Raw genomic sequence first — 24436 nt, forward strand, 5'->3', positions numbered from 1 at the left:
GGGGAGTGGGTTCAGTCCGTCCCTTCCATGGCCTGAAGCTGCTGATTGACCCAGGTGGTGGCGGCCAGATAGAGGTGGCTGACCTTCTCTTCATTGAGCCCCAGGCGGGCAGTGCTGGCGGCGATCCGTTGCCAGTTGGCCTTCTCGTAGTCTTCACAAAACGCGAGGTAGAACCCCAGATTGCCCTTGCGCTCCAGCAGGGCGGCGCGGATCTCGGCGGTCAGGGGTATGGTGCCGAGCAGCTGATCCAGCGGTTGCCCCATCAGCACGTCCAGCAGGGAGAAGAGCCCGGTGATGAAGGCTTGCTGCGCCTGCTGGGTGGGGGCATGGGTCTGTGCCAGCAGCTCGCAGAAGCGGGCCCGGATGAGGGACATCTGGTAGAGCTCGGCACTCTTGTCGTGACCGGCGCTGGTGGCGGCGATCAGGGCCACGAAGCGCTTGAGCTGGGCGTGCCCCAGGGAGCTGGCGGCCTGGCGAAACGAGGCGATGGGCTGGGGAAAGCGCTTGAGGTGGTTGACGTAGCGCAGCAGCTTGAGGGAGAGGGAGAGATCCTGGTTGAGCAGCTGCTCTATCTTGTCCAGATCCGGCTCGGCCTGATTGACCACCTTCAGCAGTTGCATCACCACCAGCTGGGTCGGGGGCATGGTGGTTTGCTGCACCATCTGGGGCCGGCTGAAGAAGAAGCCCTGGAACAACTCGACCCCGAGCCCCTTCATCCGTTCAAACTCGTCCTTGTCCTCCACCTTTTCGGCGAGGTAGGTGAGCGGCAGGTGGCTATGGGTCAGCATGAACTTTTCTATGCTGGCGAGCGGTGTGGCCCGCAGATCGAACTTGATGATGTGGATATAGGGCAGGAACCTGTCCCAGGCCGGGACCAGGGTGAAGTCATCCAGCGCCAGCCGATAGCCCAGCCCGTGGAGCTGGATCACCTTGTCCAGCAGGGCATCGTCGGGCTCGGCATCTTCCAGTATCTCGATCACCACCTTGTCCTGGGGCAGGCATTCGGCCAGACCGTCCAGCAGCAGGGAGTGAGGAAAGTTGATGAAACAGGGGTGGCCGCCAAGCAGCTGATCGATGTTCTGTTGCAGGAATTGCTCCGTCACCAGTCGGGAGGTGGCCAGTTGGGCGGAGATGGGGGGAAACACATTATCCAGGCTGTCGCGAAACAGCAGCTCATAGGCATGGGTCTTCAATTCCCGATCCAGGATGGGCTGCCTTGCTACATAGGAATACATGCATTTCTCCAGCATGGGTGAAGGCTTGATTCTATGGTGAAGCGGATCACTATGCCAGTGCCGACCGGGTCGAAAGGGTCAGCAACTGGCATAGTATTGCCAGGGGTGGCGGGATCAGAAGAGGTAGTTGAGCTGCAGGCCGGCCAGCCAGGCGTCCCCTTCCGAGGTGCCCTGGAAGGTGGAGGTGGTTTGCGATATCCCGGGTCTGAGCTGCATGGTTTCGTTCACCTCGACTTTCTTGCCGTCGATCAGGGTCAGCCCCAGATCCAGCGACAGGTTGCGGTCTATCTGGTAACCCACACCGGCGCTGTACCAGATCCGATCCGAGTCCGGGATGGAGATGGTGCGGCGATCGGCGGGAACCGGGCTGCGATCATAGGCCAGGCCGGAGCGAAGCTGCCACTTCGGAGCCAGCTGATAGGTCAGGCCGAGGGCGTAGCGCCAGCTGTCTTCCCAGTGCTCGTCCTTGATGTGCATGGTGCCATGGTGATCGAGCTCGGATTCGAGCTGCACGAACTTGCTCCAGTTGGTCCAGTTGATGCTCGAATGCAACGCCAGGGTCGGGGTCAACTGATGGAACAGGGCCAGCTCAGCGGTGGCGGGCAAGGGCAAGTCCAGGGTGCCGGTGTCGGTGAAGGTGCGGCCCAGCAGATCGGTGCCGACGGCATCCCCGGAGAGAGTCAGGTTGACGTCATGGCGATAGGAGAGGCCGATGCGGGTGGCAGGGGACAGCTCCAGCAGGGTGCCGAGATGCCAGCCAAGGGCCCAGCCATCCCCCTTGAGGTGCTTGGCAATCTTGTTGTTGGAGGGGAAGGTACCCCCCACTTCCCCTTCGCCATGGATGGCGGAGAGGCCGGCGCCGACAGACCAGTTCCGGTTGATGCGATAGGCCAGGGAGGCACCGAGATCCACCGTCTTGATGTCGGAGACGTTGCCGAAGTGACCGGCGTTGTAGTTGTCCGGCATCTGGACGCCGAGGCCATAGTAGGAGGTGGCCGCCAGCCCCAGCCACCACTGATCATTCAGGGGCAGGATGAGATAGGCGTTGGGCACCCAGGCACCGTCCGCGATGTCGTTGGCGCTCGCATCCAGGGTCACCGGCCCCTGGGTGGTGGGGACCCGGGTCACCCCCTCTATGTTGACGTCAGGCTGGATATGAATGACGCCGCCGGAGAAGGCGGTGCGTTCGAAACGGGTCATGGCGGCGGCGTTACGGGCGAGCACGCTGGCGTTGTCGGCGATGGCTGCCTCCCCGGCGAAGGCGCGACCCATGCCGGTGGCCGATTGCTCCGCCAGCTGGAATCCGGCCGCCAGGACCTGACCAGGCAGCAAGATCAGGGCGATAAGGGAGGGCTTGATGGTCGACTGCATTGCTTTTCCTCGGGATGAACTGAGGGTTCATTCTGTGATTCGGTTGGGGGCGGGATTTTATATGGTATGACCAGTAAGGCAACGGGGGCGGGGGCCGAGAGGGCAAAACGGGATTAAATGCTGGAGGTATCGACTCTAATAGCTTGATAAAAAACAAAAAGAGTACAGCTGTTTGCTACAGCTGTGCGCTGAGATGGGGATCCCGCATAAAAAAAGAGCGCCCGGAGGCGCTCTGTTTGATCGCGATGAAATCAGAATTTCATGTTGAACTGGGCGGATGCCAGCAAGGCGTTGCCGTGGGAGGTGCCCTTCCAGCGTACCGGATCGGTATGGCTGGTCAGACCTTCGTTCACGTCCACTTCCTTGCCGTCCAGGTAGGCCATGCCGAAATCGACGCTCATGTCCTGATCGATGTGGTAGGTGGCGCCGGCGCTGTACCAGACACGGTCGGAGTCAGGAATGCTCAGGCTGCGGTATTCCGGCTCGATCGGGCTGTTGTCGTAGGCGAAGCCGATGCGGGCTTCCCAGGACGGGTTGACGTACCAGGTACCACCGATGGCGTAGCGGGCGGAATCTTTGAACTTCTCGTCTTTTTGCAGGCAGATCCCACCAGCGCAGGAGTTGCTGGTGGCCTTGAGCTCCTGGAAGGCGCTCCAGTCGGTCCAGTTGACGGAGTAGTGCACCGCGAACTGCTGGTTCAGACGGTGGTAACCGGCGAACTCGGCCTGGGCAGGCAGATCCAGCTTCAGGTTGCCATCGACGGTCTTGTAACCTGAGGTCAGCCCCTTGAAGTCGCCGTCAAAGCTCAGGTCTACCTGGGAGCGGTAGGTCAGGGCCAGGCGGTTGTTGTCGTTGATCTCGTACAGGGCGCCGACGTTCCAGCCAAAGCCCCAGGTGTCACCCTTGAGGTGAGCGATGGCGGTGTCGCTGTTGTGCGGCACGCCGGTTTTGGCGGTCAGGCCAGGTGCCAGGGCACCGGCATAGCGGTTCAGCTCGGCCTGGGCATAGACGGCATTGACACCGGCACCCACGCTGAAGTTGGAGTTGATGCGGTAGGCGATGTTGGGGTTGATGTTGAAGGTCAACAGCTCGGTATCACCGGCACCGGCACCGGCCGGGAAGGTCTTGGAGTACTCGGTGGAGAGGCCGTAGTTGGAGAAGAGGCCAATCCCCCAGGCCCACTGATCGTTCAGGGGCTGGATGAAGTAGGTGGCCGGCACGAAGGCATCGGGGGCGATGTCGCTCTCGCTGGAAGAGGCCAGCTTGGCCGGACCGGCATAGATGTCACCCGCAACATCCACGTCGGGCTTGATATAGGTACCGGAAACAGACAGTGCCATCTTGTCGAAGGTGGTCATGGCGGCCGGGTTGCGGGACAGCACGGACGCGTTGTCGGCGATGGCGGCTTCACCGGCATAGGCGCGGCCCAGACCGGAGGCCGAGTGTTCGTTCAGCTGGAACGCGGCGGCGAAGGTCTGAGTGCTGGCCAGGGTGACGGCCGCGGCGATCAGGCTTTTCTTGAAAAAGGCAGTTGTCATAGTGTTCTCTCTTTGTAAGCAGATTTTCTGTCGATATCAGGGCTCTTTGGCCGCTATAGACGACAAGATCTGTTGTTATGTCAGCTTCTTCCCATTCACTTCTGGCGTGATTCTATGGATCTGGTAGGAGGTAAGAAATCAGACCAGTGACAGCAGAATACATAAAAGTTTCCATTGTGTTAATCATTTGTTTTAACTTGCCGTTTAAATAGTCTGTTTTATCCATTATTGGATAAATAACACACAATGAGTTCCTTTTGAATCGTTCAAAAAAAAGTGTAAAAATGTGACTTCAGGTGGGTATCAGGCGGGAAGTTGTCGGGATTCTGAGATGAACAGGCAGACAACGACTGTATCTGCCTGTGATATGGAAGTGACCGGGGCCCGGTCAGCCCCAGTCAAGATCTGTTAAATGGACCAGTGCAAACGTGACTCAAGCTGCTGGGCAACCGGGGCCAATGACTCCTGCATGTCTCCAATCAGCACCATATTTGCCCCCTTGAGCGGGAGTATCTCCCCCTTGAGGGTGCCGTCTGCAAAATCGGGCTGGATAGTGAGTGGCACATGCTTGGGCACCAGGAACAGGGTGACCGGGCCCATCTTGCCCTGGATCACCATGTGCAGGGCCGGCCCCTGATAAAAGGCACAGTGATTGACATAGGTGATCTTCATGCCGGGCATGTCCATCAGGGTGGCGCCATATTTTTCCATCTTGGCGTTGATGGTCTGCAGGCTCACCTTCTCATCCACCCCCTGGATGAAGGGCTCCTCCCCATAGACATGGGCCATAGCTACCTGGGCCAGCGACAGCGGCTCCGATGCCGGTGGCCAGCTGATCCAGCGGGTACTCATGCCGAGCAGGAAGGCGACCGATGCCGCGATGGCGAGGGAGCGCCAGCCGGTGCTTTTGGCCGGGGAGGGCAGTGGCACCACCACATCGTCACTCGCTTCCATCGCCTGGCGGAGCAAGATCCGCTCGGCGAGACCGGCGGGCACCTCGACCTCCATCGCCCGTTGCAGGCTGCGATCGAGCTGCTTCATCTCGTCCAGGTGCTTGCGATTGGCGACAGACGCCTCTGCCGCGGCGAGGAAGGCAGGATCCCTGTCCGAGGGATGGGTGATGGCCCGGCGGCGAAATTCAAGCTCATCCATTGGTGTGACCTCTCTGTTGTACCGCAGCCTCCATGGCCTCTTTGATCTGGTTGCGAGCCCGGAACAGCCGCGTCATGACGGTGTTCTTGTTCAGGCCGAGCTGGGCGGCGATCTCCTCGCCGCTGAACCCCCCCAGCACCTGCAACAGCAGGGGCTCCTGATACTCGGCGGGCAGGCGGGCTATGTGGCGCCTAAGCCACTCGTGCTCCATCTCCTGCTCGCTGTGCAGCGCATCCTGATCGCTTTGGGGATGCTCGTCGAGATCGATGAGATCGAACTGCTTGCGCTCGAAGCGCCGGGCATTTTCCCGCCGCAATATGGTGATGAGCCAGGCCTTGGCGGCCTTGTCATCGATCAGGGAATCGATCGCCTTCCAGGCCCGCAGGAAGGTCTCCTGCACCAGATCCTCGGCGACTTGCGGATCCCGGCACAGCCAGTAGGCGTAGCGGTAGATGTCCCCGTGCAGGGCATGCACCAGGGCCTCGTATTTCGTTTGTTTGTCTGCCATATCCCCATAGACCGGGGTAGCAGAGGGATCCTTTCCCGTTCCCGCCTTTTTTTTTCTAAAAAAACCTAACGTCATGAATGCGATTCCTTTTTCATGAGTGGTTTGCCGCAGGCGTCAAGGACGTGCCCACGCCAGTTTTCTGAGGACATAGGCTATCGCAAAAGTCTCCCTGGCGCACAGCGCCAGGGCCAGCCCCTGCCAGTCGACCCCTTGGCCGGCAGCCTCGGGGGCGGCAAAACAGGCCCTGTCCAGATCATCGAGTCGCGTGCCCATGGCGGGATCGCCATGGCAGGGCAGGCTGGCCAGGTGCTGGCAAGGCTGCCCCCAGCGAAGCCCAGCCCAGGCCAGCAAGGCCCACCTGGCCAGATCAGGCTCCCGGGCCGCCAGGGCCCGTTGCAGCCGATAGAAGGCGAGCCAGCGCGGCCCGCCTTGCCACAAGGTGCGCAGCAGCAGCGCCAACAGCACCCAGATGAGGCTCCCTGTGCCGGGCGCCCTGGCGGGATCGGAAGGGGCGGCGTCGCCCTCGATGTGCAGCGTCTGCGCCGGCAGTTGGGCCTGCTCGATGCGCCCGGTACTGGTGTTGAACCAGGGGAGGGTCACGGCGGGCAGGGTATAGCTGCCCGCGGTTTCAGCGGTCAGGGCCTGGCGCCACTGGCGTTCGACCCGCAGCGCCCCCTTGGCCACGAAACGCTCCTGCTGCTGTTCGCCGTCCGGTTTCATCGAAAGGCCCTGCGGCAATGCCGGGGCCGGGATCTGTGGCAGGCGGTTGCCATCCCCCCCCTCCATCACCAGGGTGAGGGTGCGGATCACCGGCTCCCCGACTCTGGCTCCCCTGGCCGGGCTGAACTGCTGGCGCAGGACCAGGCTGCTCGCCACCGGCTCCACCGGCGCCTTGTCCACCTTGACGAAGAGGGTGGCCGCCCTGGCCGAGAGCAGATCCCCTGCGTCGCTTTGCGTGGCGGTGTCCGGGTCCTGGGGCAATCGACCCTGGAATCGGGGGGACTCCAGGGGATGCAGCCCGGGCTCCCTGGCCTGCAGCAGCCATTTGCGGATCAGGCGCCCGGGCATGCCGGGGCTGGCGGGGGACTCCCAGCGATCGTCGCCGAGGCGGCGTATGGTGAAGCCTTGACCGAGGGGCTCGCTGAGGTTGGGGGCCTCCATGTTGGCGGGCAGCCAGAGGCTCAGCTCATAGATGAAGGGTTGCCCCGGGTAGAGGGGGCCCTGATGCAGCACCCTGGCCTGCAGCTCAACGGGGGAGACGCGCGTCTCGGGTTGCTGCGTCAGTGTGCCCGTCTGGGGGCGCGTCGGAATAGGCAACGCGGGTGTCTGCTCGGCGCCTAGGGGCAGGGGCGGCACCTGGCGGGGGCTGGTCTCCAGCAGGTGAAGCGGGATCTGCCAGCGGATCAGGCTGCTCACCTGGGTGTTGACGCGGCTGATGCTGACCCGGCCCACCGCAAACTGGCGCAGCAGGGGGAGCAGGCTGAGCTCGTCACCCTTGAGCTCCCCGTCGGCTTCGATGACGAGCAGCCAGTCGCGATCGCTTTCCCCCGCCAGCAGCTCGGCGCGAGGGGGGGCGGCCTGCACCTGGGTGACCAGCAGCATGGCGAGCAGCCACCCGCCGCTTGGCCCCTTCATCAACCGGATGAGTGAACGCAACCAGGGGATCACCAAGGCTCCTCCACCTTGAGAAGGGGACGGCGCTCGGCCTCCTTGCGCAGCCGCTGCTCCAGCAAGAGCACGGGGGGCGCCGGGGGGCGGGGGTTGTCCGAGGCGGCAGAGGGCTCGGGTGGCTCGCCGGTTTCGGGCGCCTGGGGAGCAGGGGTCGCCTGTGGGGGGCTGGCCCGCAGCAGTGCCAGGTTATGGAGGGCATCCTGATGCCCAGGCTCCTGCTTGAGGGCGGCCAGGTAGGCCTGCTCGGCCCCCTTGAGATCCCCGAGCCACACCAGCGCATTGCCCCTGTTGTAGTGGGCGGTGGCCGTGTCGGCGCGGCCATAGGCGGCGACGGCCCTGGCATAGTCACCGGCCCTGTACCAGGCATTGCCCTGCCAGACGGGATCCTGGAAGGCGCGGGCCGCCTCCTGATAGCGCCCCTGGGAGAAGGCTTGCCAACCCGGCGCCGCCTCGGCGGGCCACCAGGGAGCGGGCGCCGCCTGCAGGGGGTGCGGGGGGAAGATCACCACCATGAGCAGCAGCAACCAGTGCGCGCCTATGCGAGCCAGCAGCGCCAGGGGCAGCAGAGGGAGCAGCAACCAGGGGCCCAGATCGAGGGACTGGGCCCCGGTCTGGGTCTGGCTCATGGGCAGGGGGGCAAAGGAGGGGAGCCCGGCCTGCAGCCATTGCAGCCTTCCCCCTGTGCTGGCCGCGAGATCCGCCATGGCGGCGCCGTCCGGTGCCGGCAGAGTCTGCCCCAGGGCGCTGCCAAGTTGCCAGCTCTCGGCGGGGGCCGGGGGCAGCACAGCGCGCTCGCCGGCATTGGCCAGCAGGATGTCGAGTCGGGGGGACGACGCCTGCGGGCAGAAGAGGCTATCCAGGCAGGGCCAGAGGGCGGCGATGCGCGCCATCTGGTTGTCAGATAGGCCGTCTGTGATGAGCAGCAGGCGTGCCTGCTGGCCCGGGGGGATCTGCGTCAAGGCCAGCGCCACGGCCCGCTCCGGCGCGCTGCCCTGAAGTGGCATGATGGCCGGGCGCAAGTCCGGCAGCAGCAGCGAGATGGCCTGATGATCCCGGGTGGGGGGCATGGCGAGGTAGGCATCCCCGGCAAACAGGATGAGTCCTAGGGGATGGGGTTCCTGCCGGGCCGCCGCCTCGGCCAGCATGTCCTGAAGCAGCAGGCGCACCCGGGTCGCCCGATCCGGGGGCAGATCCCTGGCCTGCATGGAGCTTGAGAGATCCAGCAACCAGATGTCGAGGGCCGGGCTGCTGACGGTCTGGCTCTGCTGGCGCAGGGCGGGGCCCGCGAGTGCCAGGATCACCGGCAGTGTGGCCAGCCAAAGCCAGGGGATGGCCCGGCCCCGGGTCGGCAACAGATAGGCCTGCATGGCGGGGGCCAGCAAGGGGCGCTGCCGACGGCGGCGCCACCCCTGCCACAGCCAGGGCAACAGGGCCAGCAGCCAGAGCGGGCGCAGCAGCATCAGCTCCATGATGACACTCCTTTCAGCCACTTATTCATGGGGCGACTCCGGATCTTCTCTGCCCGTTCGCCGCACCGGCCAGCGCAGTCGGGCCGGCCACACTAGCAGCAGCCAGGCCAGCGCCAGGGGCCAGGGATAGAGCTCATGGTGGGGACGATAGAGGGTCTGCGGGCGGGCGGCAGGCTCCAGAGTGTCTATGGCCTGATTGATGGCCGAGAGATCGGCCTGGCTGCGGGCACGAAAATAGCGGCCTTGGCCCAGCTCGGCCAGTTGCTGCAACAAGGGCTCATCCAGCTCGGCGCTGGGGTCTGCCCCTCCCAGGGGGGAGGCAAAGGTGTCGGGATCGGCCCCCACCCCCAGGGTATAGAGGCGGATGCCTGCGGCGGCGGCCCGCCTGGCCTCGGTCAGGGGCTCTGCATTGCCCGCGGTGTTGCGTCCATCGGTGATCAGCAGCAGGGCGGTGGGACGGGCGGGGTCGGCGTGCTGGCGGGCCAGCAGTATGGCCTCGCCGAGCGCAGTGGTGCGCCCCACCAGATCGAAATCGAGCTCGCGGGTCAGTGCCAGCAGGGCCCGGGTCTCCTGGGTCAGGGGGGAGAGCAGGTAGGCGTGATCCGCAAAGACGATGAGGGCGATGCGATCGCCGGGGCGCTCACCGATGAGGTGCGTTATCTGCTGGCGCACCGCAGAGAGGCGATCGCGCTGCTCCCCCTCATCCAGCATGTCCTGAGTGCGCATGCTGTCGGAGAGATCCACCGCCAGGATGAGGTCCCGGGTGGCCTGGTAGTGAATGAGGGGAGCCTCCTGCCACTGGGGGCGGCACAGGGCCAGCACCAGGGCGCACCAGCACAGGGCCATGCGCCACAAAGGCTGCCCGGCCTGGGGCAGCAGCAGGGGGAAGCCGGCATGGGCCAGCCTGGCGCGGCCCGCGCGGGAGAGCGGGGGCAGGCCGAAGCGCACCAGCAACGGCAATGCCAGGGCGAGGGCAAACCAGGGCCAGGCGAGGATCATCTGGCCCCTCCGCTGCGGGTGCGGCGCCACAGCACAGGGCGCGCCATCCAGCGCGGTGCACAGACGCAGCGGCGCCCCCAGTTGAGGTAGGCAAGGCGCAGCCGCGCCCGCTGTGCCCCATCCGGCGTGTCTGAGCCATAGAGCCAGCCCGGCCACTGGCGGGCGAACTCGCCAAAATGGCAGCCCCCCCGGCGGTCGAGCCAGGCGAGCCACTCATCCCCTTGCAGGGAACGGGCCTCTGGCCAGCGGGCAATGGCCGCCTCTCTCAGGGCGGTGTGCAGGCCGGGCACTAGATCGGCGGCCTGCCAGTCTATCTGGCGTGCCCAGCGGCGCTGACGCCATAGCGTGTTTATCGTGGCCCCGATCAGCAAGGCGGCGAGCAGGGCGATCAGCAGCCAGCCCCAGGCCAGCAGACGGGGATCGCTCGCGCTCTCCAGGGGAGGGCCCGGATGGATGTCGCGAAGCTGTCCCTGGATCTCCTGAAGCCGCGTCAGCGAGGAGGTCTGCCCGGGCGGGTGTTGGAGGGGGGCGCTTTGGGCTGCGCTCAGAACAGACGGCATCCAGCCTCCTGCCACTGACGTTGCAGGGGCAAGCCGTTGTCGAGGCGGTAGAGGCGCTGCACCAGGGGCAACAGCTGCTGCTGGCAGGCGTCGGCCTGCTGCCTCGCCGCCTCCTGGTAGCGCCGGCGAAAGAGGGCCTGTCCGGCATCGAGCCAGCCGCTGCGCTTGCCCGATTGCACCGCCAGTTGCCCCTGCTCGGGCAGGGCCGCTTCCAGGGGATCCCGGATCTGCCAATAGTGGATGTCGTGGCGCTGGCCGAGGCGTTGCAACTGCTGGCTGAGCCCCTGTTCAAGGGGCTGATGGTGGCTGATCAGTGTCAGTCTGGCGCCATGGGGCAGGCTGAGGCGCGCCAGGGTCTGGGCCAGGGAGTTGGCCAGGGGGGCCCGATCCAGCCCCGCCACATAGTGGTGACAGAGCGCCTCCAGCAGGGGGATCAGGGAGTCACGCTGAGACTCGTGTCGGGTCTCGATCCCGTGGCAGACCAGGGTGTTTGCCTGCTTCTCCCCCTGCCAGAGCAGGGCGGCGGCGAGCTCGCAGCCGAGGCGGGCCTTGAGCTGGGGGCCTGAGCCGAAATACATGGCGGGGGAGAGGTCCAGCAGCAGCCAGTGGGCCTGCTCCTGCTCCTCGCCATACAGCCGGGTGTGGGGGCGCCCGAGGCGGGCGGTGACCCGCCAGTCGATGTGGCGCACCTCGTCCCCGGCCTGATAGAGGCGCAGCTCACGAAAATTCAGGCCCGGCTGTCGCCCGAGCCGTCCTTGACGTGCCTGGTGAATGCGCGCCCGCTGACCCTGTCTCGCCCACAGCCGGATGGCCAGCAACTGGGCCAGGGGCAGGGCGATATCGGGATGGGCGCGGGGATCAGCGGATCTGGTCATGGGCGCCGATCATCAGGGGCATGGCACAGGGCAGGAGCGCTGTCAGGGACATGGAATGGCATCCAGCAGACGGGCGATCAGGGTGTCGTTGTCGAGGTTGTCCGCCAGGGCCTGATAGCTGGGGATTAAGCGGTGGCGATGAACGGCTGGCTATCAGGGACATGGGATAAGGTCCAGAAGGCGGGCGATCAGGGTGTCGTTGTCGAGGTTGTCCGCCATGGCCTGGTAGCTGGGGATTAAACGGTGGCGATGAACGGCGGGCTGTCAGGGACATGGAATGGCATCCAGCAGACGGGCGATCAGGGTGTCGTTGTCGAGGTTGTCCGCCAGGGCCTGATAACTGGGAATGAGGCGATGACGCAGCACGGCCGGGGCCAGTTGCTGGATATCCTCCGGCAGCACAAAATCCCGCCCGGCGAGCCAGGCCCGGGCGCGGGCGGCGCGGGCCAGGCCTATGCTGGCCCTGGGGCTGGCGCCCACCGCAATGAGGGGCTCCAGCTCGGGGCAGAGGCCGCTACCGGGGCGGGTGGCACAGATAAGTTGCACCAGATAGTGCTCGAGCCGGGTCTGCATCTGCACAGCCTGCACCGCGCTGCGGGCCGAGAGCAGGGCGGCCTGGCTCAGGGTTAGGGGGGGCGGTGGCAGTTGCTCGCCTCCGGCGTTGAGCTGCAAGATGGCCAGCTCCATGGCGGGGCTGGGGTAATCCACCATGAGTTTCAGCAGGAAGCGATCGAGCTGGGCCTCCGGCAGGGGATAGGTCCCCTCTTGTTCTATGGGGTTCTGGGTCGCCGCCACCATAAAGAGCGGCGGCAGGCGCCAGCTCTTCTTGCCCACGGTGATCTGCTGCTCGGCCATGGCCTCCAGCAGGGCAGACTGCACCTTGGCCGGGGCCCGGTTTATCTCGTCCGCCAGCACCAGGTGGTTGAACAATGGGCCGGGCTGGAACACGAAGCTGGCATCCTGGGGGTGAAACACCTCGCTGCCGGTGAGATCGGCAGGGAGCAGGTCGGGGGTGAACTGGATGCGGGCGAAGCGCCCCTCGACGGCGCCGGCCAGCGCCTTGACGGCGCGGGTCTTGGCAAGACCGGGGGCCCCCTCGATCAACACATGTCCTTCACATAGCAGGGCGATCAGCAGCCCCTCGATGAGGGAGCCCTGTCCCAGGATCTGACTGCCAAGATAGTCCCCAAGCGCTCTGAATTCGGCCGCTGCCATGTAATGAACCCGTTGTTTTCATAGAAGTTGATCTTTTTATACTCCAGTTGGCCCCCAAGGGCGAGGGAGGGTGGCAAGATGGCGGCAATTTAGTTTCAATCAGCTGTATGAAAGTTGTGAGTGGATTGTTAAGATGTGGCGCAATGAGGTCAGACCTCTTCCTTTTAATCTTCTCGTTTAACCAAGGAGCCAGGATGAAACAGCCATTGAAACTGACGACTCGCCAGGGCGAACGGATTGCCGTCGTGGCGGGTCTGCGAACCCCCTTTGCCAAGCAGGCCACGGCCTTCCACGGCGTGCCAGCGGTGGATCTCGGCAAACTGGTGGTGAGCGAGCTGCTCGCCCGCACCGATCTCGATCCCAAGCTCATCGACCAGCTGGTGTTCGGCCAGGTGGTCCAGATGCCGGAAGCGCCCAACATAGCCCGCGAAATAGTGCTCGGCACCGGCATGAGTGTCAGCACCGATGCCTATAGCGTGTCGCGCGCCTGCGCCACCAGTTTCCAGGCGGTGGCCAATGTCACCGAATCCATCATGGCCGGCACTGTCGACATCGCCATCGCAGGCGGTGCCGACTCCTCCTCCGTGCTCCCCATAGGGGTGAGCAAGACCCTGGCCCGCGCCCTGGTGGATCTCAACAAGGCGCGCAATCTGCAGCAGCGTTTCAATATTCTGCGGCGTCTGCGCTTGAAAGACTTGATGCCGGTGCCGCCCGCGGTGGCCGAGTACTCCACCGGCCTCTCCATGGGACAGACCGCCGAGCAGATGGCCAAGAGCCACCAGATCAGCCGCGAGGCGCAGGACGCCCTGGCCCACCGCTCCCACACTCTGGCGGCCCAGGCCTGGGCCGAGGGCAAGCTCAGTGGCGAGGTGTTCACCGCCCACGTGCCCCCCTACAAGTCGCCGCTGGAGCGGGACAACAACATCCGTGAAAGCTCCGATCTGGCGAGCTACGCCAAGCTCAAGCCGGTGTTTGACCGGCTGCATGGCTCGGTCACCGCCGCCAACGCCACCCCGCTCACCGACGGCGCCGCCGCCGTGCTGCTGATGCGCGAAGGGCGGGCGAAAGAGTTGGGGCTGGAGCCGCTGGGTTACATCCGCAGCTTCGCGTTTTCCGCCATCGACGTCTGGCAGGACATGCTGATGGGGCCCTCCTATGCCACGCCGCTGGCGCTGGACCGCGCCGGCATCACGCTGGCCGATCTGACCCTCATCGACATGCACGAAGCCTTTGCCGCCCAGACCCTGGCCAACCTCAAGATGTTTGCCAGTGCCGAATTCGCCCGCGACAAATTGGGCCGGGATCAGGCCATTGGCGAGGTGGACATGGACAAATTCAACGTCCTCGGCGGCTCCCTGGCCTATGGCCACCCCTTTGCCGCCACAGGTGCGCGCATGATCACCCAGACCCTGCACGAGCTGCGGCGTCGGGGTGGGGGACTGGGGCTCAACACCGCCTGTGCGGCGGGTGGGCTGGGTGTGGCCATGGTGCTGGAGGTTGAATGATGAGCGCTAAGACTTTTTCACTGGATATTCGCAAAGACGGCATCGGCATCCTCACCATGGATGTGCCCGGTGAGAGCATGAACACCCTCAAGGCCGCCTTCGCAGACGAGATCCGCTCCGTGCTGGCCGAGATAAAGGGGAACCGCGATCTGATCGGTCTGGTGATCGCCTCCGGCAAGAAGGACTCCTTCATCGCCGGGGCCGACATCAGCATGCTGGCCGCCTGCACCAGTGCCCGCGACGCCGAGACGCTGTCGCGGGAGGGGCAGGTGGTCTTCGCCGAGATCGAGGCGCTGACCATACCCGTGATCGCCGCCATTCACGGCCCCTGCCTCGGCGGCGGGCTGGAGCTGGCGCTCGCCTGCCATGGCCGGGTGGTGACCGAACACGGCAAGACGGTGCTGGGGCTGCCGGAAGTGCAGCTCGGCCTGCTGCCGGGCTCCGGCGGGACCCAGCGTCTGCCGCGCCTCATCGGGGTGGCCAAGGCGCTGGATCTGATGCTGACCGGCAAGCAGGTCAGGGCCAGGCAGGCCAAGAAACTGGGGCTGGTGGACGATGTGGTGCCCCCTTCCATACTGCTGGAGGCCGCCATCAAGCTGGCCAAGAAGGGCAAGCCCCGCCATACCCTGAAGCGGGATCTGCAGGGCAAGGTGCTGGAGACCAATGCCCTGGGTCGCAAGGTGCTGTTCGATCAGGCCCGCAAAGGGGTCAAGGCCAAGACCCGTGGCAACTACCCGGCCCCTGAGCGGATCCTCGAGGTGGTGCGCATCGGCGTGGAGGAGGGGATGCAGGCCGGCCTAGCCGCCGAGTCCCGCCACTTCGGCGAGCTGGTGATGACGGCGGAATCCGCCGCCCTGCGCTCAATTTTCTTCGCCACCACAGAGATGAAGAAAGAGGTCAGCTACCAGGGGGCAGAGCCGCGCAAGGTGGCCCATGCCGCCGTGCTGGGCGGTGGCCTGATGGGGGGCGGCATCGCCTTCGTCACCGCCACCAAGGCCGGGGTACCGGTACGGATCAAGGACGTAGGGAGCGCCGGAATAGGCAACGCCATGCGTTACAGCTATGACCTGCTGGCCAGGAAGCTCAAGCGTCGCCAACTGCTGCGCAGCGAGCTGGAGAAGCAGATGAGCCTGCTCACCGGCACCCTGGACTACGCCGGCTTCCACCGGGTGGACATGGTGGTGGAGGCGGTGTTCGAGGATCTCGCCCTCAAGCACCAGATGGTGGCGGACGTGGAGCGTGAGTGCGGTGAGCATACCGTCTTTGCCTCCAACACCTCCTCCCTGCCCATCCACCAGATAGCGGCCAATGCCGCCCATCCGGAGCGGGTGGTGGGGCTGCACTACTTCAGCCCGGTGGACAAGATGCCGCTGGCCGAAATCATCCCTCATGCCGGCACCAGCGCCGAGACGGTGGCCACCACTCTGGCGTTTGCCCGTGCCCAGGGCAAGACGCCTATCGTGGTCAAAGACGAGGCCGGTTTCTACGTGAACCGCATCCTGGCCCCCTACATGAACGAGGCGGCGCGCCTGGTGCTGGAAGGGGAGCCGGTGGAGGTGCTGGACAGTGCCCTGCTGGACTTCGGCTTCCCGGTCGGCCCCATCACCTTGCTCGATGAGGTCGGCATAGACGTGGGGGCCAAGATCTCCCCCATCCTCGAGAAAGAGCTCGGCGGCGAGCAGTTCCAGGCTCCCAAGGCCTTTGACAAGCTGCTGCAAGACGATCGCAAGGGGCGCAAGAACGGCAAGGGCTTCTACCTCTACGGCAAGGCGGCGCCGCGCAACCGCCTCACCGGCAAGGAGGGCAAGAAGACGGTGGACGAGAGCGTCTATGCCGTGCTCGGGGTCAAGGTATCGCCCAAGCTGGCCCGCCAGGAGATCGCCGAGCGCTGCGTGCTGCTGATGCTCAACGAAGCGGCCATGGCGCTCGACAGCGGCGTGGTGGCCTCGGCCCGTGACGGCGACATAGGCGCCATCTTCGGCATCGGCTTCCCGCCCTTCCTCGGCGGCCCCTTCCGCTACATGGACAGCCTCGGCATCGATCATTTGGTGGGGCGCCTCGAGCACTACCAGAAGCGTCACGGTGATAGGTTCGCCCCCTGCGCACGCCTCAAGGCGATGGCGGCGGAGCAGCAGCGCTTCTACTGAGCCGCGCTTCTACTGATCAGCGGCGAGCAGCCAAGAAGAGACGCGAGGCGACCCCGGGGTCGCCTCGTTTTTTTGTCTGAGCGGGGGCAGGGAAGGGGAGAACGCTCGCCCCCATGGGTAAAAAAGCGGCGCATCAGGGGCCAAATCATTGATCTGGCGCAAACTGGTGCCCCATTTATTACTTTGGTGGCATAGGACTCAGGCGCCGGTTGAGGTCAAATAGCCTTATCAGGAACGGGGACTACCCCGTCACGAAAGGGACACCCATTTCACTGGATGAAGGACACACTATGAGTCTGCTTGAACAAACCATCTGGAACATATTGGGATACGGGGCCATGCCCTTTATCTTCCTGAGCGGCTTCGTGGCCGTGGCAGTGACCTGCTGCCTGCTGCTCAATGCCTTCGGGGTCAAGTCCGCCGAGAAGTGAGTCACTCTCGTTAATGCCGCCAAATGCCAGTCCTCGGACTGGCATTTGTTTTATGTGTTTTTTAACGCATTTATCCAGGCCAAGGCGGGGAAAACTGTGGTCAATATGGTCGAACCCGGCGGCCATTTTGATTACACTGGCGCCCGGCATGTCCGCCCTTTTCTCTTTTATCAGGTGTTCACGATTTCTATGGCGCTCAAGGCAACCATCTTCAAGGCCCAGATCAGCTTGTCTGACATGGATCGCAATCTCTATCAGGACTACTCCCTCACCCTGGCCCGTCACCCCTCAGAGACCGACGAGCGGATGATGATCCGGCTGGCAGCCTTTGCCTGGCACGCCGCCGAGCGGCTGGAGTTCACCAAGGGACTCTCGGCGGATGACGAGCCCGAGCTCTGGCGCAAGAACTATTCCGACGAGATCGAGCTCTGGATTGAACTCGGCCAGCCCGACGAGAAGCGCCTCAAGAAGGCGTGCAACCGCTCCCGCCAGGTGGTGCTCTATCTCTACGGTGGCCGTGGCACCAGCGTCTGGTGGAAACAGAACCAGGGCAAGCTCGGCCTGCACGACAACCTGACCGTGATCGAGCTCTCCGACAGCCAGACCCTGCCCCTGACCGCCATGGTGGAGCGCACCATGCAGCTCACCTGCACCATCTCGGACGGCCAGCTCTGGGTCAGCAACGGCACCCTGGAGGTCACCCTGGATCCCGTGGTGCTGATGGGACGCGCCGCCCGCGAACTCTAAGACGGACTCCCCATGCTCAGTGCACTGCTCGATATCGTCATCCCGGTGTTTGCGGTGGCGGGCCTCGGCGCCCTCTACGGGCGGCTGCGCGGGGGAGCCGAACTCGGTTACATCAACCGGGCCAACATAGAGCTCTTCTCCCCGGCGCTGGTCTTCTCGGCGCTGGTGAAATACCCGCTGGATCTGGCGGCCCACCTGCCGCTCATCGCGGCCGGGGCCCTGGTGATACTGCTGCCGGGCTTGCTGCTCTCCCTGCTCAGGCTCAAGGGCATAGAGAGAGCGGCGCTTATCTTGCCCGCCATGTTTCGCAACACCGGCAACCTCGGCATCCCGCTGATGGTGCTGGCCTTTGGCGAGCAGCAGCTCGGCGCCATCGTCATCCTCTTCGTGCTCTCCAACCTGCTTCACTTCTCGGTGGGCATGTTTATCCTCTCGGCCAACGCCTCGCGCTGGCTCTGGCTGCGCAGCCCCATGCTGTGGGCGGCCCTGGCGGGGCTGCTGGTGGCCAATCTGCATATCGCCCTGCCGGACTATCTGGTGACCAGCGCCTCCCTGCTCGGCCAGATAGCGGTGCCCCTGATGCTCTTTGCCCTCGGCATCCGGCTGATGGAAGGGGAGCTGGACCACCTGGGGCTGGCGCTCAAGTGCAACCTGCTTTATTTGCTGGCGGGGGGCATCTCCCTTGGGATTGCCGTCTGGCTGCTACCCCTGGATCCTGCCTGGATCCCGCTCCTGATGCTCTCGGTGGCGCTGCCCCCGGCGGTGCTCAATTACATGCTTTGTGAGCAGTACCAGTGCCAGCCCGACAAGGTGGCCAGCATAGTGCTCGGCGGCAATGCGCTCTCTGTGCTGGTGATCCCCCTGGCGGTCTGGCTGGCGTTGCATCTGGGGGGCTGACCCGGTTTTGTTTTCAAGAACACCTGATGGCGTCCTTTTTATTGCTTCGCGAATGTCCGATTACGCTGCGCTAATCTAACCTACTTCCCCTATGTGAATTGACCAATGAAAAATGAAAGGTAGAGGAAAGAAAACAGCGTGTAGCCCAACCATTTCATATTCCCTAATAAATGTAGAGTAAAGTTATTTATCTAAGATACGTTCATAGCTAGCATGGGATAAAAAAGCTAACTTAGTATTATTTGATGCGGGTTTGAAACTTGAGCCATAAGTCGCTTTAAATCTGAACATTGAGGCTAGGCCGCCAATGATTGAACCAACTGGGATTGTTAAATTGTTGGTAAAAAAATCAAATGCAGCACCGGTAGCGATACCTTTTACAATGCTACCTCCATCAAGGTTGAACTCTGTTGCAAAATCAAATTTTGATGTCCGCTCCCATCTCTCATTTGACACTGTTTCTAAATTGGCAATGCAATCCTTGAGCTCCCGAATCGCTTTACTAGTGCCAAGGTCTGGATCTGGGCATTTCAATGCCTCTATATATGCAAGTTCGATGGAGTCATGAAGTGCATTTAGCTCTGTTTTTCTACGCGCCTTAAATTCTAAAATTTCTTCTATTGGCGTAACTCCATTTGGAACTGGAAGTAAATTTATTAATTCAAAACGGAGGGAGTTTTTTGCACTAATGTACTCCTTTGGAATGGATAATTTATTGCCGATTTGGTGTAAAACCCAGTCTGTGGCTTTGTCTTCTTCCATAAGCTTCTGTGCAACCATTGATTGGGAAATAGCGAACGAATTCGCAACAGCAGAGCCATTAAATGAACCTTGAAATCCAACCCTAGGTCGTTCAATGACGCCGCTTTTAATAAGAGTGTCTTCTTCAGGTATGCCCACGTATACTAAATTGTTGCCAGGAATAACCACCTTATCCCAATATAGTACGTAATATCGAACTTCCTCGGGAGTTAATCCTCTTTCCATAGTGAAGCCATTGCCGTGGATGTTGATAATGGCTGGTGCTGCAATAACACCTCGAGTCATATTTTTTCCTTGTGTTTAATGTTTTTAATAATCCGTTTTGCGGTGTTTGTAGCTTATCTTTTCCGAAAGTGTGAAATGGATCTATATCTGCTTCGGCTACCAGCGTCACGGATGAAACCTAATCATGCACGAGTCAAAAAAACATTCCAGTGATATCCCTCTATTATTTGCTATCAATCGCGCAGGTCACCACTATTACCATATGATATATCGGAACCTTTCAGTAACACCCCATGTCCACATCTTCCAACCTCAAACTTTCACAGGGGTTAACCGTCTAGGTATGGTTAGTACAAGTACAAGAGTTAAGGCCCCTCTCTGACAAGACTGCCACCGACGCCAAGCGTATCGCTCCGTTTCGGTGAGGGAATGGGATAAAACCGGGCGGCCTTGGCCGCCCTGTTTATTGATTTGTAGCAGGCTGAACCTGGCCATCCTTGCGCAGCTGGGTATAGAGGCTACACCCTGCCAGCAGGCCGGTGAGGGCCAGCAGCAGCCAGATGGCGGTGGTGGGGCGGGTGCCCGCATCCCCCAGCATAAAACCGATCAGCAGGTTGCCAAAGAGCGCCATGCAGCCCCCGGCGCTGGCATAGAAGCCGTAGTAGCTGGCGAGCTGGTCGGGGGGCGCGTAGCGGGGCAACTGGGCGGCAAAGAGCGGGAAGCAGAGGATGGAGCCCAAGGAGAGCAGGGCCACCTGCGCCAATACCCCCGCCGTCGGCCAGGGGGCCAGCAGGGGGAGAGCCAGATAGCTCAGTCCCATCAGCCCTATGCCGAGCCCCATGGCGAGGGGCACTTCCAGGCGGCGCTCCACCAGGCGGGATGCCGGCAGCTGGAGCAGGACGCCGATCACCGCCGAGAGGGTGAAGACGCCGCCGAGCAGCTGGGTGGCGTCCGGCAGGCTCTGGATATGGGCGGGCAGGGCGAGATAGAGCTGGTGGAACAGGATCTGGTAGCTGCCCGCCAGCAGGGTGAACATCATGAAGGGGCGCTGGCGCAGGATGTCCCGCCATTGGCGCAAGATGGCGCCGCGCGGGCTCTGGTTGCTCACCGGGCGCTTGGGCAGCACCCGGTACTGCAGCACCCCGAGCAGGGCGAACAGGCTAGCCGCCAGAATACCCGTCAGGGCATAGCTTTGCTGGGTCAAGGTCAGGCCGAGCAGGGGGCCGAGCAGCATGCCCGCCTGGCTGGCGAGATTGTGCAGGGCGAAGGCGCGCTGGCGCTGGCTCGGGGTGCCGCATTCGCTCGCCAGATAGGCCTGGGCGCAGGGGGTGAACAGGGCCCCGGCAAAGCCGGTCAGGGCCGCCGCCAGCAGCAGTATGGGCAGGGACTCGGCCCAGCCCAGCAGCAGGAAGCCGGCCGAGCGCACCAGGCAACCCCAGACGATGGCGGGGTGATAGCCGATGCGATCCCCAAGGGTCCCCCCCAAGAGGAAAAGCCCCTGCTGGCTGAAGACCCGCATCCCCATGACCAGGCCGCAGGCCCAACCGGCGAGGCCAAGGCCGCTGCCCATGTGCTGGGCGAGGAAGGGCAGCATCATGTAGAAGCCGAGGTTGAACGCCAGGCCATTGATGATGAGCAGGCGGGCGGCCGGGCTCATGCCTTGCCAGTCCCGCCAGTAGGAGGCGCCGTTCATCTTGCGCGCACCCGGGGGCCTGTTGCGGGCAAGGCCGAAGGCGCTGTCATGGGAAGTCTCGTCATCATTGTCTTCGCAGGGTACGAAGGAAGGGGATACCGCTCTGATCGTGGCTTATCTGCACCGGCACCTGATAGAGGCGCTCGATGAGGTCGGCGTCGAGCACCCGGGCGGGCGGGCCGAAGGCTTGCAGATCGCCCCCCGCCAGCACGATCAGCTGATCGGCAAACTGGGCCGCCAGGTTGAGATCGTGCAGCACCACCAGGGTGATCCACTGCTGCTCCCGGGTTTGCTGGCAGAGGTGCTCCATCAGTTGCATCTGGTGATGCAGGTCCAGGGCGCTGACCGGCTCGTCCAGCATCATGATGCGAGGATCTCGCAGCAGCACCTGGGCGAACAGCACCATCTGCCGCTGGCCGCCGCTTAAGGAGTAGAGGGGGCGATCCGCCAGATGGGCGATGCCAAGGGCCTGCAGGGCGCGGCCGGCCGCCAGTATATCCTCGTCCGCCAGGCGCATGGAGAGGCTGTCGAGGCGCCCCAGCACCACCACTTCGATGACGCTCAAATCCAGCTCCAGCTGGATGTTCTGGGGCATGTAGCCAAATTGCTGGCGCCACTTGGCCTGGGTCATCTGGCGGGCGCTCTGGCCCCCCAGACGGATGTCGCCGGCGGCCGGGGTCAGTTCACCGAACAGGGCGCGCAGCAGCGAGGTCTTGCCGGTCCCGTTCGGGCCGATGATCACATGGACCTGACCCGGGTGCAGGGTGAGGTCGAGCTCCCGCAGCAGGGTCTGCTGGCCGAGGGAGAGGGAGAGTCGGGATATCTCAAGCACGTTTACGCCCCCTGCCGAGGATCAGCCAGATGAAGAAGGGCACGCCAATGAGCGCAGTGACTATGCCGATGGGGAAGAGGGCCCCCGGAATGATGGACTTGGAGAGCACCGAGGCCGCCGAGAGCATGCATGCGCCGCACAGGGCGGACAGCGGGATCAGGAAGCGCTGATCTTCCCCCACCAGCATGCGGGCTATGTGGGGAGCCACCAGGCCGACGAAGCCGATGATGCCGACGAAGCTGGTGGCGGTGGCGGTGAGCAGGGCGACCAGGATCAGGGTCTTCATGCGCAGCCTGTCCACGTTGACCCCGAGACTCCGGGCACGGGCTTCCCCCAGACGCAGGCTGGTGAGGGCCCAGGCGTCCCGGTAGATGAGCAGGGTGCAGATCAGGGTGACGGCGGCGGTGATGATCAGGGCATCCCAGGTGGTGCGCATCAGGCTGCCAAACAGCCAGAACATGATCTGCTGGTTGAGCTCGGGGGAGGAGAGGAACTGCAGCAGGGAGAGCAGGGACTGGAACAGGAACAGCAGGGCTATGCCCGCCAGGATCAGGGTCTGGCTGCTGATGTTGCGCATCATGGCCAGGCCAAACAAGAGGCTGGCGGCAAACATGCACAAAATGAAGGCGCCGGCCGGAATGGCAATCAGTGGCGGCAGCCCGAGACCGCCGGTATAGAGCGCCAGTGCGGCGCCAAGCCCGGCCGCGGCCGCGAGTCCCAGGGTGTAGGGACTGGCCAGGGGGTTGTCCAACAGGGTCTGCATCTGCACGCCGCCAAGCCCGAGGGAGGCGCCGACCACCAGGGCCATCAGAGCGATGGGCAGGCGCATGTCAAAGACGATGGTGCGGGTCATGGAGTCCGCCTGGGCGGGGGAGAGCAGGGCATCGATCACTTCCCCAAGGGGCAGCAGGGAGGGGCCGGTGGCGATGTCGAGCACCAGGGTAATGCACAGCACCAGGGTGAGCAGCGCCAGCCAGTGCCAACGGCGGCGCTCCCGTTGCCGCTGGCGGGTGAGGGTCTGCTGCAGGGCAGCCAAATCATTCATGATAACCATCCTGAAACGGGCGCTCTCAAGGGGCGCCCGCAAGGGTTGAAGAGGGATGACGAAGAGGGACTTTCCCGACTCGGGTCGGGAAAGTCCGGCCCGTCAGGTTCAACCTGCCATTACTTGATACCCAGCATAAAGGTGCCCTGGGGACGAATGGGCAGATAGCTGCGGTAGAAGCCCTGATAGGTGGCCAGGGGATCGAGATCCTCGAACAAGTCCGGGTAGAGCGCCTTGGCCATGAACTCGATGAGGGCGGCATCCATGATGCTGCGGGTGGCGCCGTGATAGACGGCGTAGAGGCGACCCTGCTGCACGGCGGGCAACTCGCTCCAGCCCGGACGGGCGGCAAAGCCCTGCAGACGCTGGCGCACCGTCTCGGCCGAAATATCCTGACCGACCTGCATCGCCTCTGCGCTGCTCACGCTCTCGTAGCCCGCCATCAGGATCACCTCGGGTTTGCTCGCCAGCAGTTGCTCAGGGTGTATGGGGCCCCAGCGTTCGACGAAGGGGGCCGCGACGTTGTCACCGCCGGCCAGCAGGGCCATGGCGCCCCACATGTCCTTGCCATAGGTGTAGCTGTACTCGGCCGGGCCCTTGTCACCCAGCTCGATGTAGACCCGGGGCGGCTGGCGCTTCGCCTGGGCAACCCGGGAAGTGATGGTGTCAATCTTGGCCTTGTATTCGTCGGCCATCTTCTGGGCACGGGCCTCCTGGCCGGTCACCTTGCCAAGCAGCAGGGTGCTCGCCATGTGGCGGGCCAGGGTCTGGGCGTTGTAGTCCACCACCACCACCGGGATGCCCGCCTGCTCGAGGCGCGGCAGATCCGGGGCCAGGGCCTCGTATTGCCATTGGGCCAGGATCACCAGATCGGGTTTGACCGCCAGGGTCTTCTCGATGGAGAAGCTCTGATCCTGCACGTTGCCAAGGTCGGGCACCTTGGCCAGTTGCGGCAGGCTGGCCACATAGAGGGACCAGATGGCGGGGCGGGACTTGACGAACCAGCCACGGGACATGCCCACCAGGCGATCGGCGCCCCCTTCACCGGCCACGGCCAGGTAATCCTCGGGATAGAAACCGAGCACGATGCGGCTCGCAGGCAGGCTCAGGGAGACCTTGCGGCCCATCACATCTTCCACTTCAACGGGGGCGGCGGCCTGTGCCATCCAGCTCATCAGGGCGAGCTGACCAAGCAGCAGCAACTTTGCCAGGGGGTGACGAAACATCTTGTGAAACCTCGGGGGATACGGCCTAAAAAAAGAAGTGAGAACTATTGCTATTCGTGAGCCGAAAAGCAATAAGCGTTTGTCCTATCCCCTCTCTTGTTATTTATGTCATTGCTGAAACCGGTTCCATAAGAGCACATAGCGCAGCTCCAGTGGAGACCATCTCTCTGCTTTCACGGGTCATGGGGGCCTGTAACGCCTATCTGGCTGCACCTGGAACCGCACACTGGCCGCCGCCTCTCTCGCACTTCCGGACCGGGCTCTCAGCCCCGGACTCTACTCTATGTCGAGCCCCTTGGCATGGTACCCCCATGATGTGGCGACGATTTTCTA

General features: G+C 63.4%; 21 protein-coding genes and 1 pseudogene. 5 read left to right on the forward strand and 17 right to left on the reverse strand.

Going from position 1 to position 24436, the window contains the following annotated elements; all coding sequences use genetic code 11:
- Positions 1-11 precede the first annotated feature (11 nt).
- From OC537_RS05715 to OC537_RS05775, 12 genes and pseudogenes are all read right to left on the reverse strand, one after another.
- Positions 12-1235, reverse strand: a complete 1224-nt coding sequence (locus OC537_RS05715) for an EAL and HDOD domain-containing protein (protein ID WP_106886859.1) — start codon at positions 1233-1235, stop codon at positions 12-14.
- 114 nt (positions 1236-1349) lie between these two features.
- Positions 1350-2606, reverse strand: coding sequence for an OmpP1/FadL family transporter (locus OC537_RS05720; RefSeq protein WP_262110175.1), 1257 nt, complete (start codon positions 2604-2606; stop codon positions 1350-1352).
- 251 nt (positions 2607-2857) lie between these two features.
- Positions 2858-4144 (reverse strand): outer membrane protein transport protein, encoded by a 1287-nt coding sequence (locus OC537_RS05725; RefSeq protein WP_262110177.1) that lies wholly within the window; start codon positions 4142-4144, stop codon positions 2858-2860.
- A gap of 408 nt (positions 4145-4552) precedes the next feature.
- Positions 4553-5296, reverse strand: a complete 744-nt coding sequence (locus OC537_RS05730) for a DUF3379 domain-containing protein (protein WP_005325140.1) — start codon at positions 5294-5296, stop codon at positions 4553-4555.
- Positions 5289-5879, reverse strand: a complete 591-nt coding sequence (locus OC537_RS05735) for a sigma-70 family RNA polymerase sigma factor (RefSeq protein WP_106886855.1) — start codon at positions 5877-5879, stop codon at positions 5289-5291. Before OC537_RS05735 ends, OC537_RS05730 begins: the two co-directional genes overlap by 8 nt.
- Positions 5880-5918: 39 nt before the next feature.
- On the reverse strand, positions 5919-7439 hold the full coding sequence (locus tag OC537_RS05740) for a hypothetical protein (protein ID WP_262110563.1): 1521 nt from the start codon (positions 7437-7439) through the stop codon (positions 5919-5921).
- 29 nt (positions 7440-7468) lie between these two features.
- Positions 7469-8944 carry a tetratricopeptide repeat protein gene (locus OC537_RS05745; protein ID WP_262110183.1) on the reverse strand — a complete coding sequence of 492 codons (1476 nt, stop codon included), beginning with the start codon at positions 8942-8944 and terminating at the stop codon, positions 7469-7471.
- A 21-nt stretch (positions 8945-8965) separates the two neighbouring features.
- The gene (locus OC537_RS05750) at positions 8966-9943 is read right to left on the reverse strand and encodes a VWA domain-containing protein (protein ID WP_262110185.1); all 978 of its coding nucleotides are present in this window, start codon (positions 9941-9943) and stop codon (positions 8966-8968) included.
- Positions 9940-10503 (reverse strand): DUF4381 domain-containing protein, encoded by a 564-nt coding sequence (locus OC537_RS05755; RefSeq protein WP_262110188.1) that lies wholly within the window; start codon positions 10501-10503, stop codon positions 9940-9942. Before OC537_RS05755 ends, OC537_RS05750 begins: the two co-directional genes overlap by 4 nt.
- Positions 10488-11378 carry a DUF58 domain-containing protein gene (locus OC537_RS05760; RefSeq protein ID WP_262110189.1) on the reverse strand — a complete coding sequence of 297 codons (891 nt, stop codon included), beginning with the start codon at positions 11376-11378 and terminating at the stop codon, positions 10488-10490. The genes OC537_RS05755 and OC537_RS05760 overlap by 16 nt, the downstream gene beginning before the upstream one ends.
- 42 nt (positions 11379-11420) lie before the next feature.
- Positions 11421-11528 (reverse strand): annotated as a pseudogene (locus OC537_RS05765) (AAA family ATPase); the annotation flags it as partial.
- Between the two features lie 114 nt (positions 11529-11642).
- A complete protein-coding gene (locus OC537_RS05775) occupies positions 11643-12593 on the reverse strand; it encodes an AAA family ATPase (RefSeq protein ID WP_262110192.1) in 951 nt (316 codons plus the stop codon).
- Positions 12594-12787: 194 nt separating this feature from the next.
- On the opposite strand from OC537_RS05775, the gene fadI reads away from it, so the two are divergent.
- From fadI to OC537_RS05800, 5 genes are all read left to right on the forward strand, one after another.
- Positions 12788-14098, forward strand: a complete 1311-nt coding sequence (gene fadI, locus OC537_RS05780) for an acetyl-CoA C-acyltransferase FadI (protein ID WP_218409831.1) — start codon at positions 12788-12790, stop codon at positions 14096-14098.
- Positions 14098-16245, forward strand: a complete 2148-nt coding sequence (fadJ, locus tag OC537_RS05785; protein ID WP_262110564.1) for a fatty acid oxidation complex subunit alpha FadJ — start codon at positions 14098-14100, stop codon at positions 16243-16245. The genes fadI and fadJ overlap by 1 nt, the downstream gene beginning before the upstream one ends.
- A gap of 290 nt (positions 16246-16535) precedes the next feature.
- The gene (locus tag OC537_RS05790; protein ID WP_005325161.1) at positions 16536-16676 is read left to right on the forward strand and encodes a TIGR02808 family protein; all 141 of its coding nucleotides are present in this window, start codon (positions 16536-16538) and stop codon (positions 16674-16676) included.
- A gap of 189 nt (positions 16677-16865) precedes the next feature.
- Positions 16866-17423: a YaeQ family protein gene (locus OC537_RS05795; RefSeq protein WP_042648052.1), complete on the forward strand. Its 558-nt coding sequence runs from the start codon at positions 16866-16868 to the stop codon at positions 17421-17423.
- A gap of 12 nt (positions 17424-17435) precedes the next feature.
- Entirely contained in the window at positions 17436-18320 is an 885-nt protein-coding gene (locus tag OC537_RS05800) for an AEC family transporter (RefSeq protein WP_262110200.1), read from the forward strand.
- Positions 18321-18503: 183 nt separating this feature from the next.
- Here OC537_RS05800 and OC537_RS05805 read toward each other — a convergent pair whose 3' ends face one another.
- From OC537_RS05805 to OC537_RS05825, 5 genes are all read right to left on the reverse strand, one after another.
- The gene (locus OC537_RS05805) at positions 18504-19367 is read right to left on the reverse strand and encodes a DUF6236 family protein (protein ID WP_262110201.1); all 864 of its coding nucleotides are present in this window, start codon (positions 19365-19367) and stop codon (positions 18504-18506) included.
- Positions 19368-19770: 403 nt separating this feature from the next.
- Entirely contained in the window at positions 19771-21000 is a 1230-nt protein-coding gene (locus tag OC537_RS05810; protein ID WP_262110203.1) for an MFS transporter, read from the reverse strand.
- 64 nt (positions 21001-21064) lie between these two features.
- Positions 21065-21832, reverse strand: coding sequence for an ABC transporter ATP-binding protein (locus tag OC537_RS05815; RefSeq protein WP_234566932.1), 768 nt, complete (start codon positions 21830-21832; stop codon positions 21065-21067).
- Complete coding sequence (locus OC537_RS05820; RefSeq protein ID WP_139746157.1) at positions 21825-22877, reverse strand: FecCD family ABC transporter permease; 1053 nt, start codon at positions 22875-22877, stop codon at positions 21825-21827. Before OC537_RS05820 ends, OC537_RS05815 begins: the two co-directional genes overlap by 8 nt.
- 119 nt (positions 22878-22996) lie before the next feature.
- The gene (locus OC537_RS05825; protein WP_262110211.1) at positions 22997-24103 is read right to left on the reverse strand and encodes an ABC transporter substrate-binding protein; all 1107 of its coding nucleotides are present in this window, start codon (positions 24101-24103) and stop codon (positions 22997-22999) included.
- Between the last annotated feature and the right edge of the window lie 333 nt (positions 24104-24436).

Source organism: Aeromonas sp. Marseille-Q5825, from assembly GCF_946892685.1.
Taxonomy (GTDB): Bacteria; Pseudomonadota; Gammaproteobacteria; order Enterobacterales; family Aeromonadaceae; genus Aeromonas; species Aeromonas rivipollensis.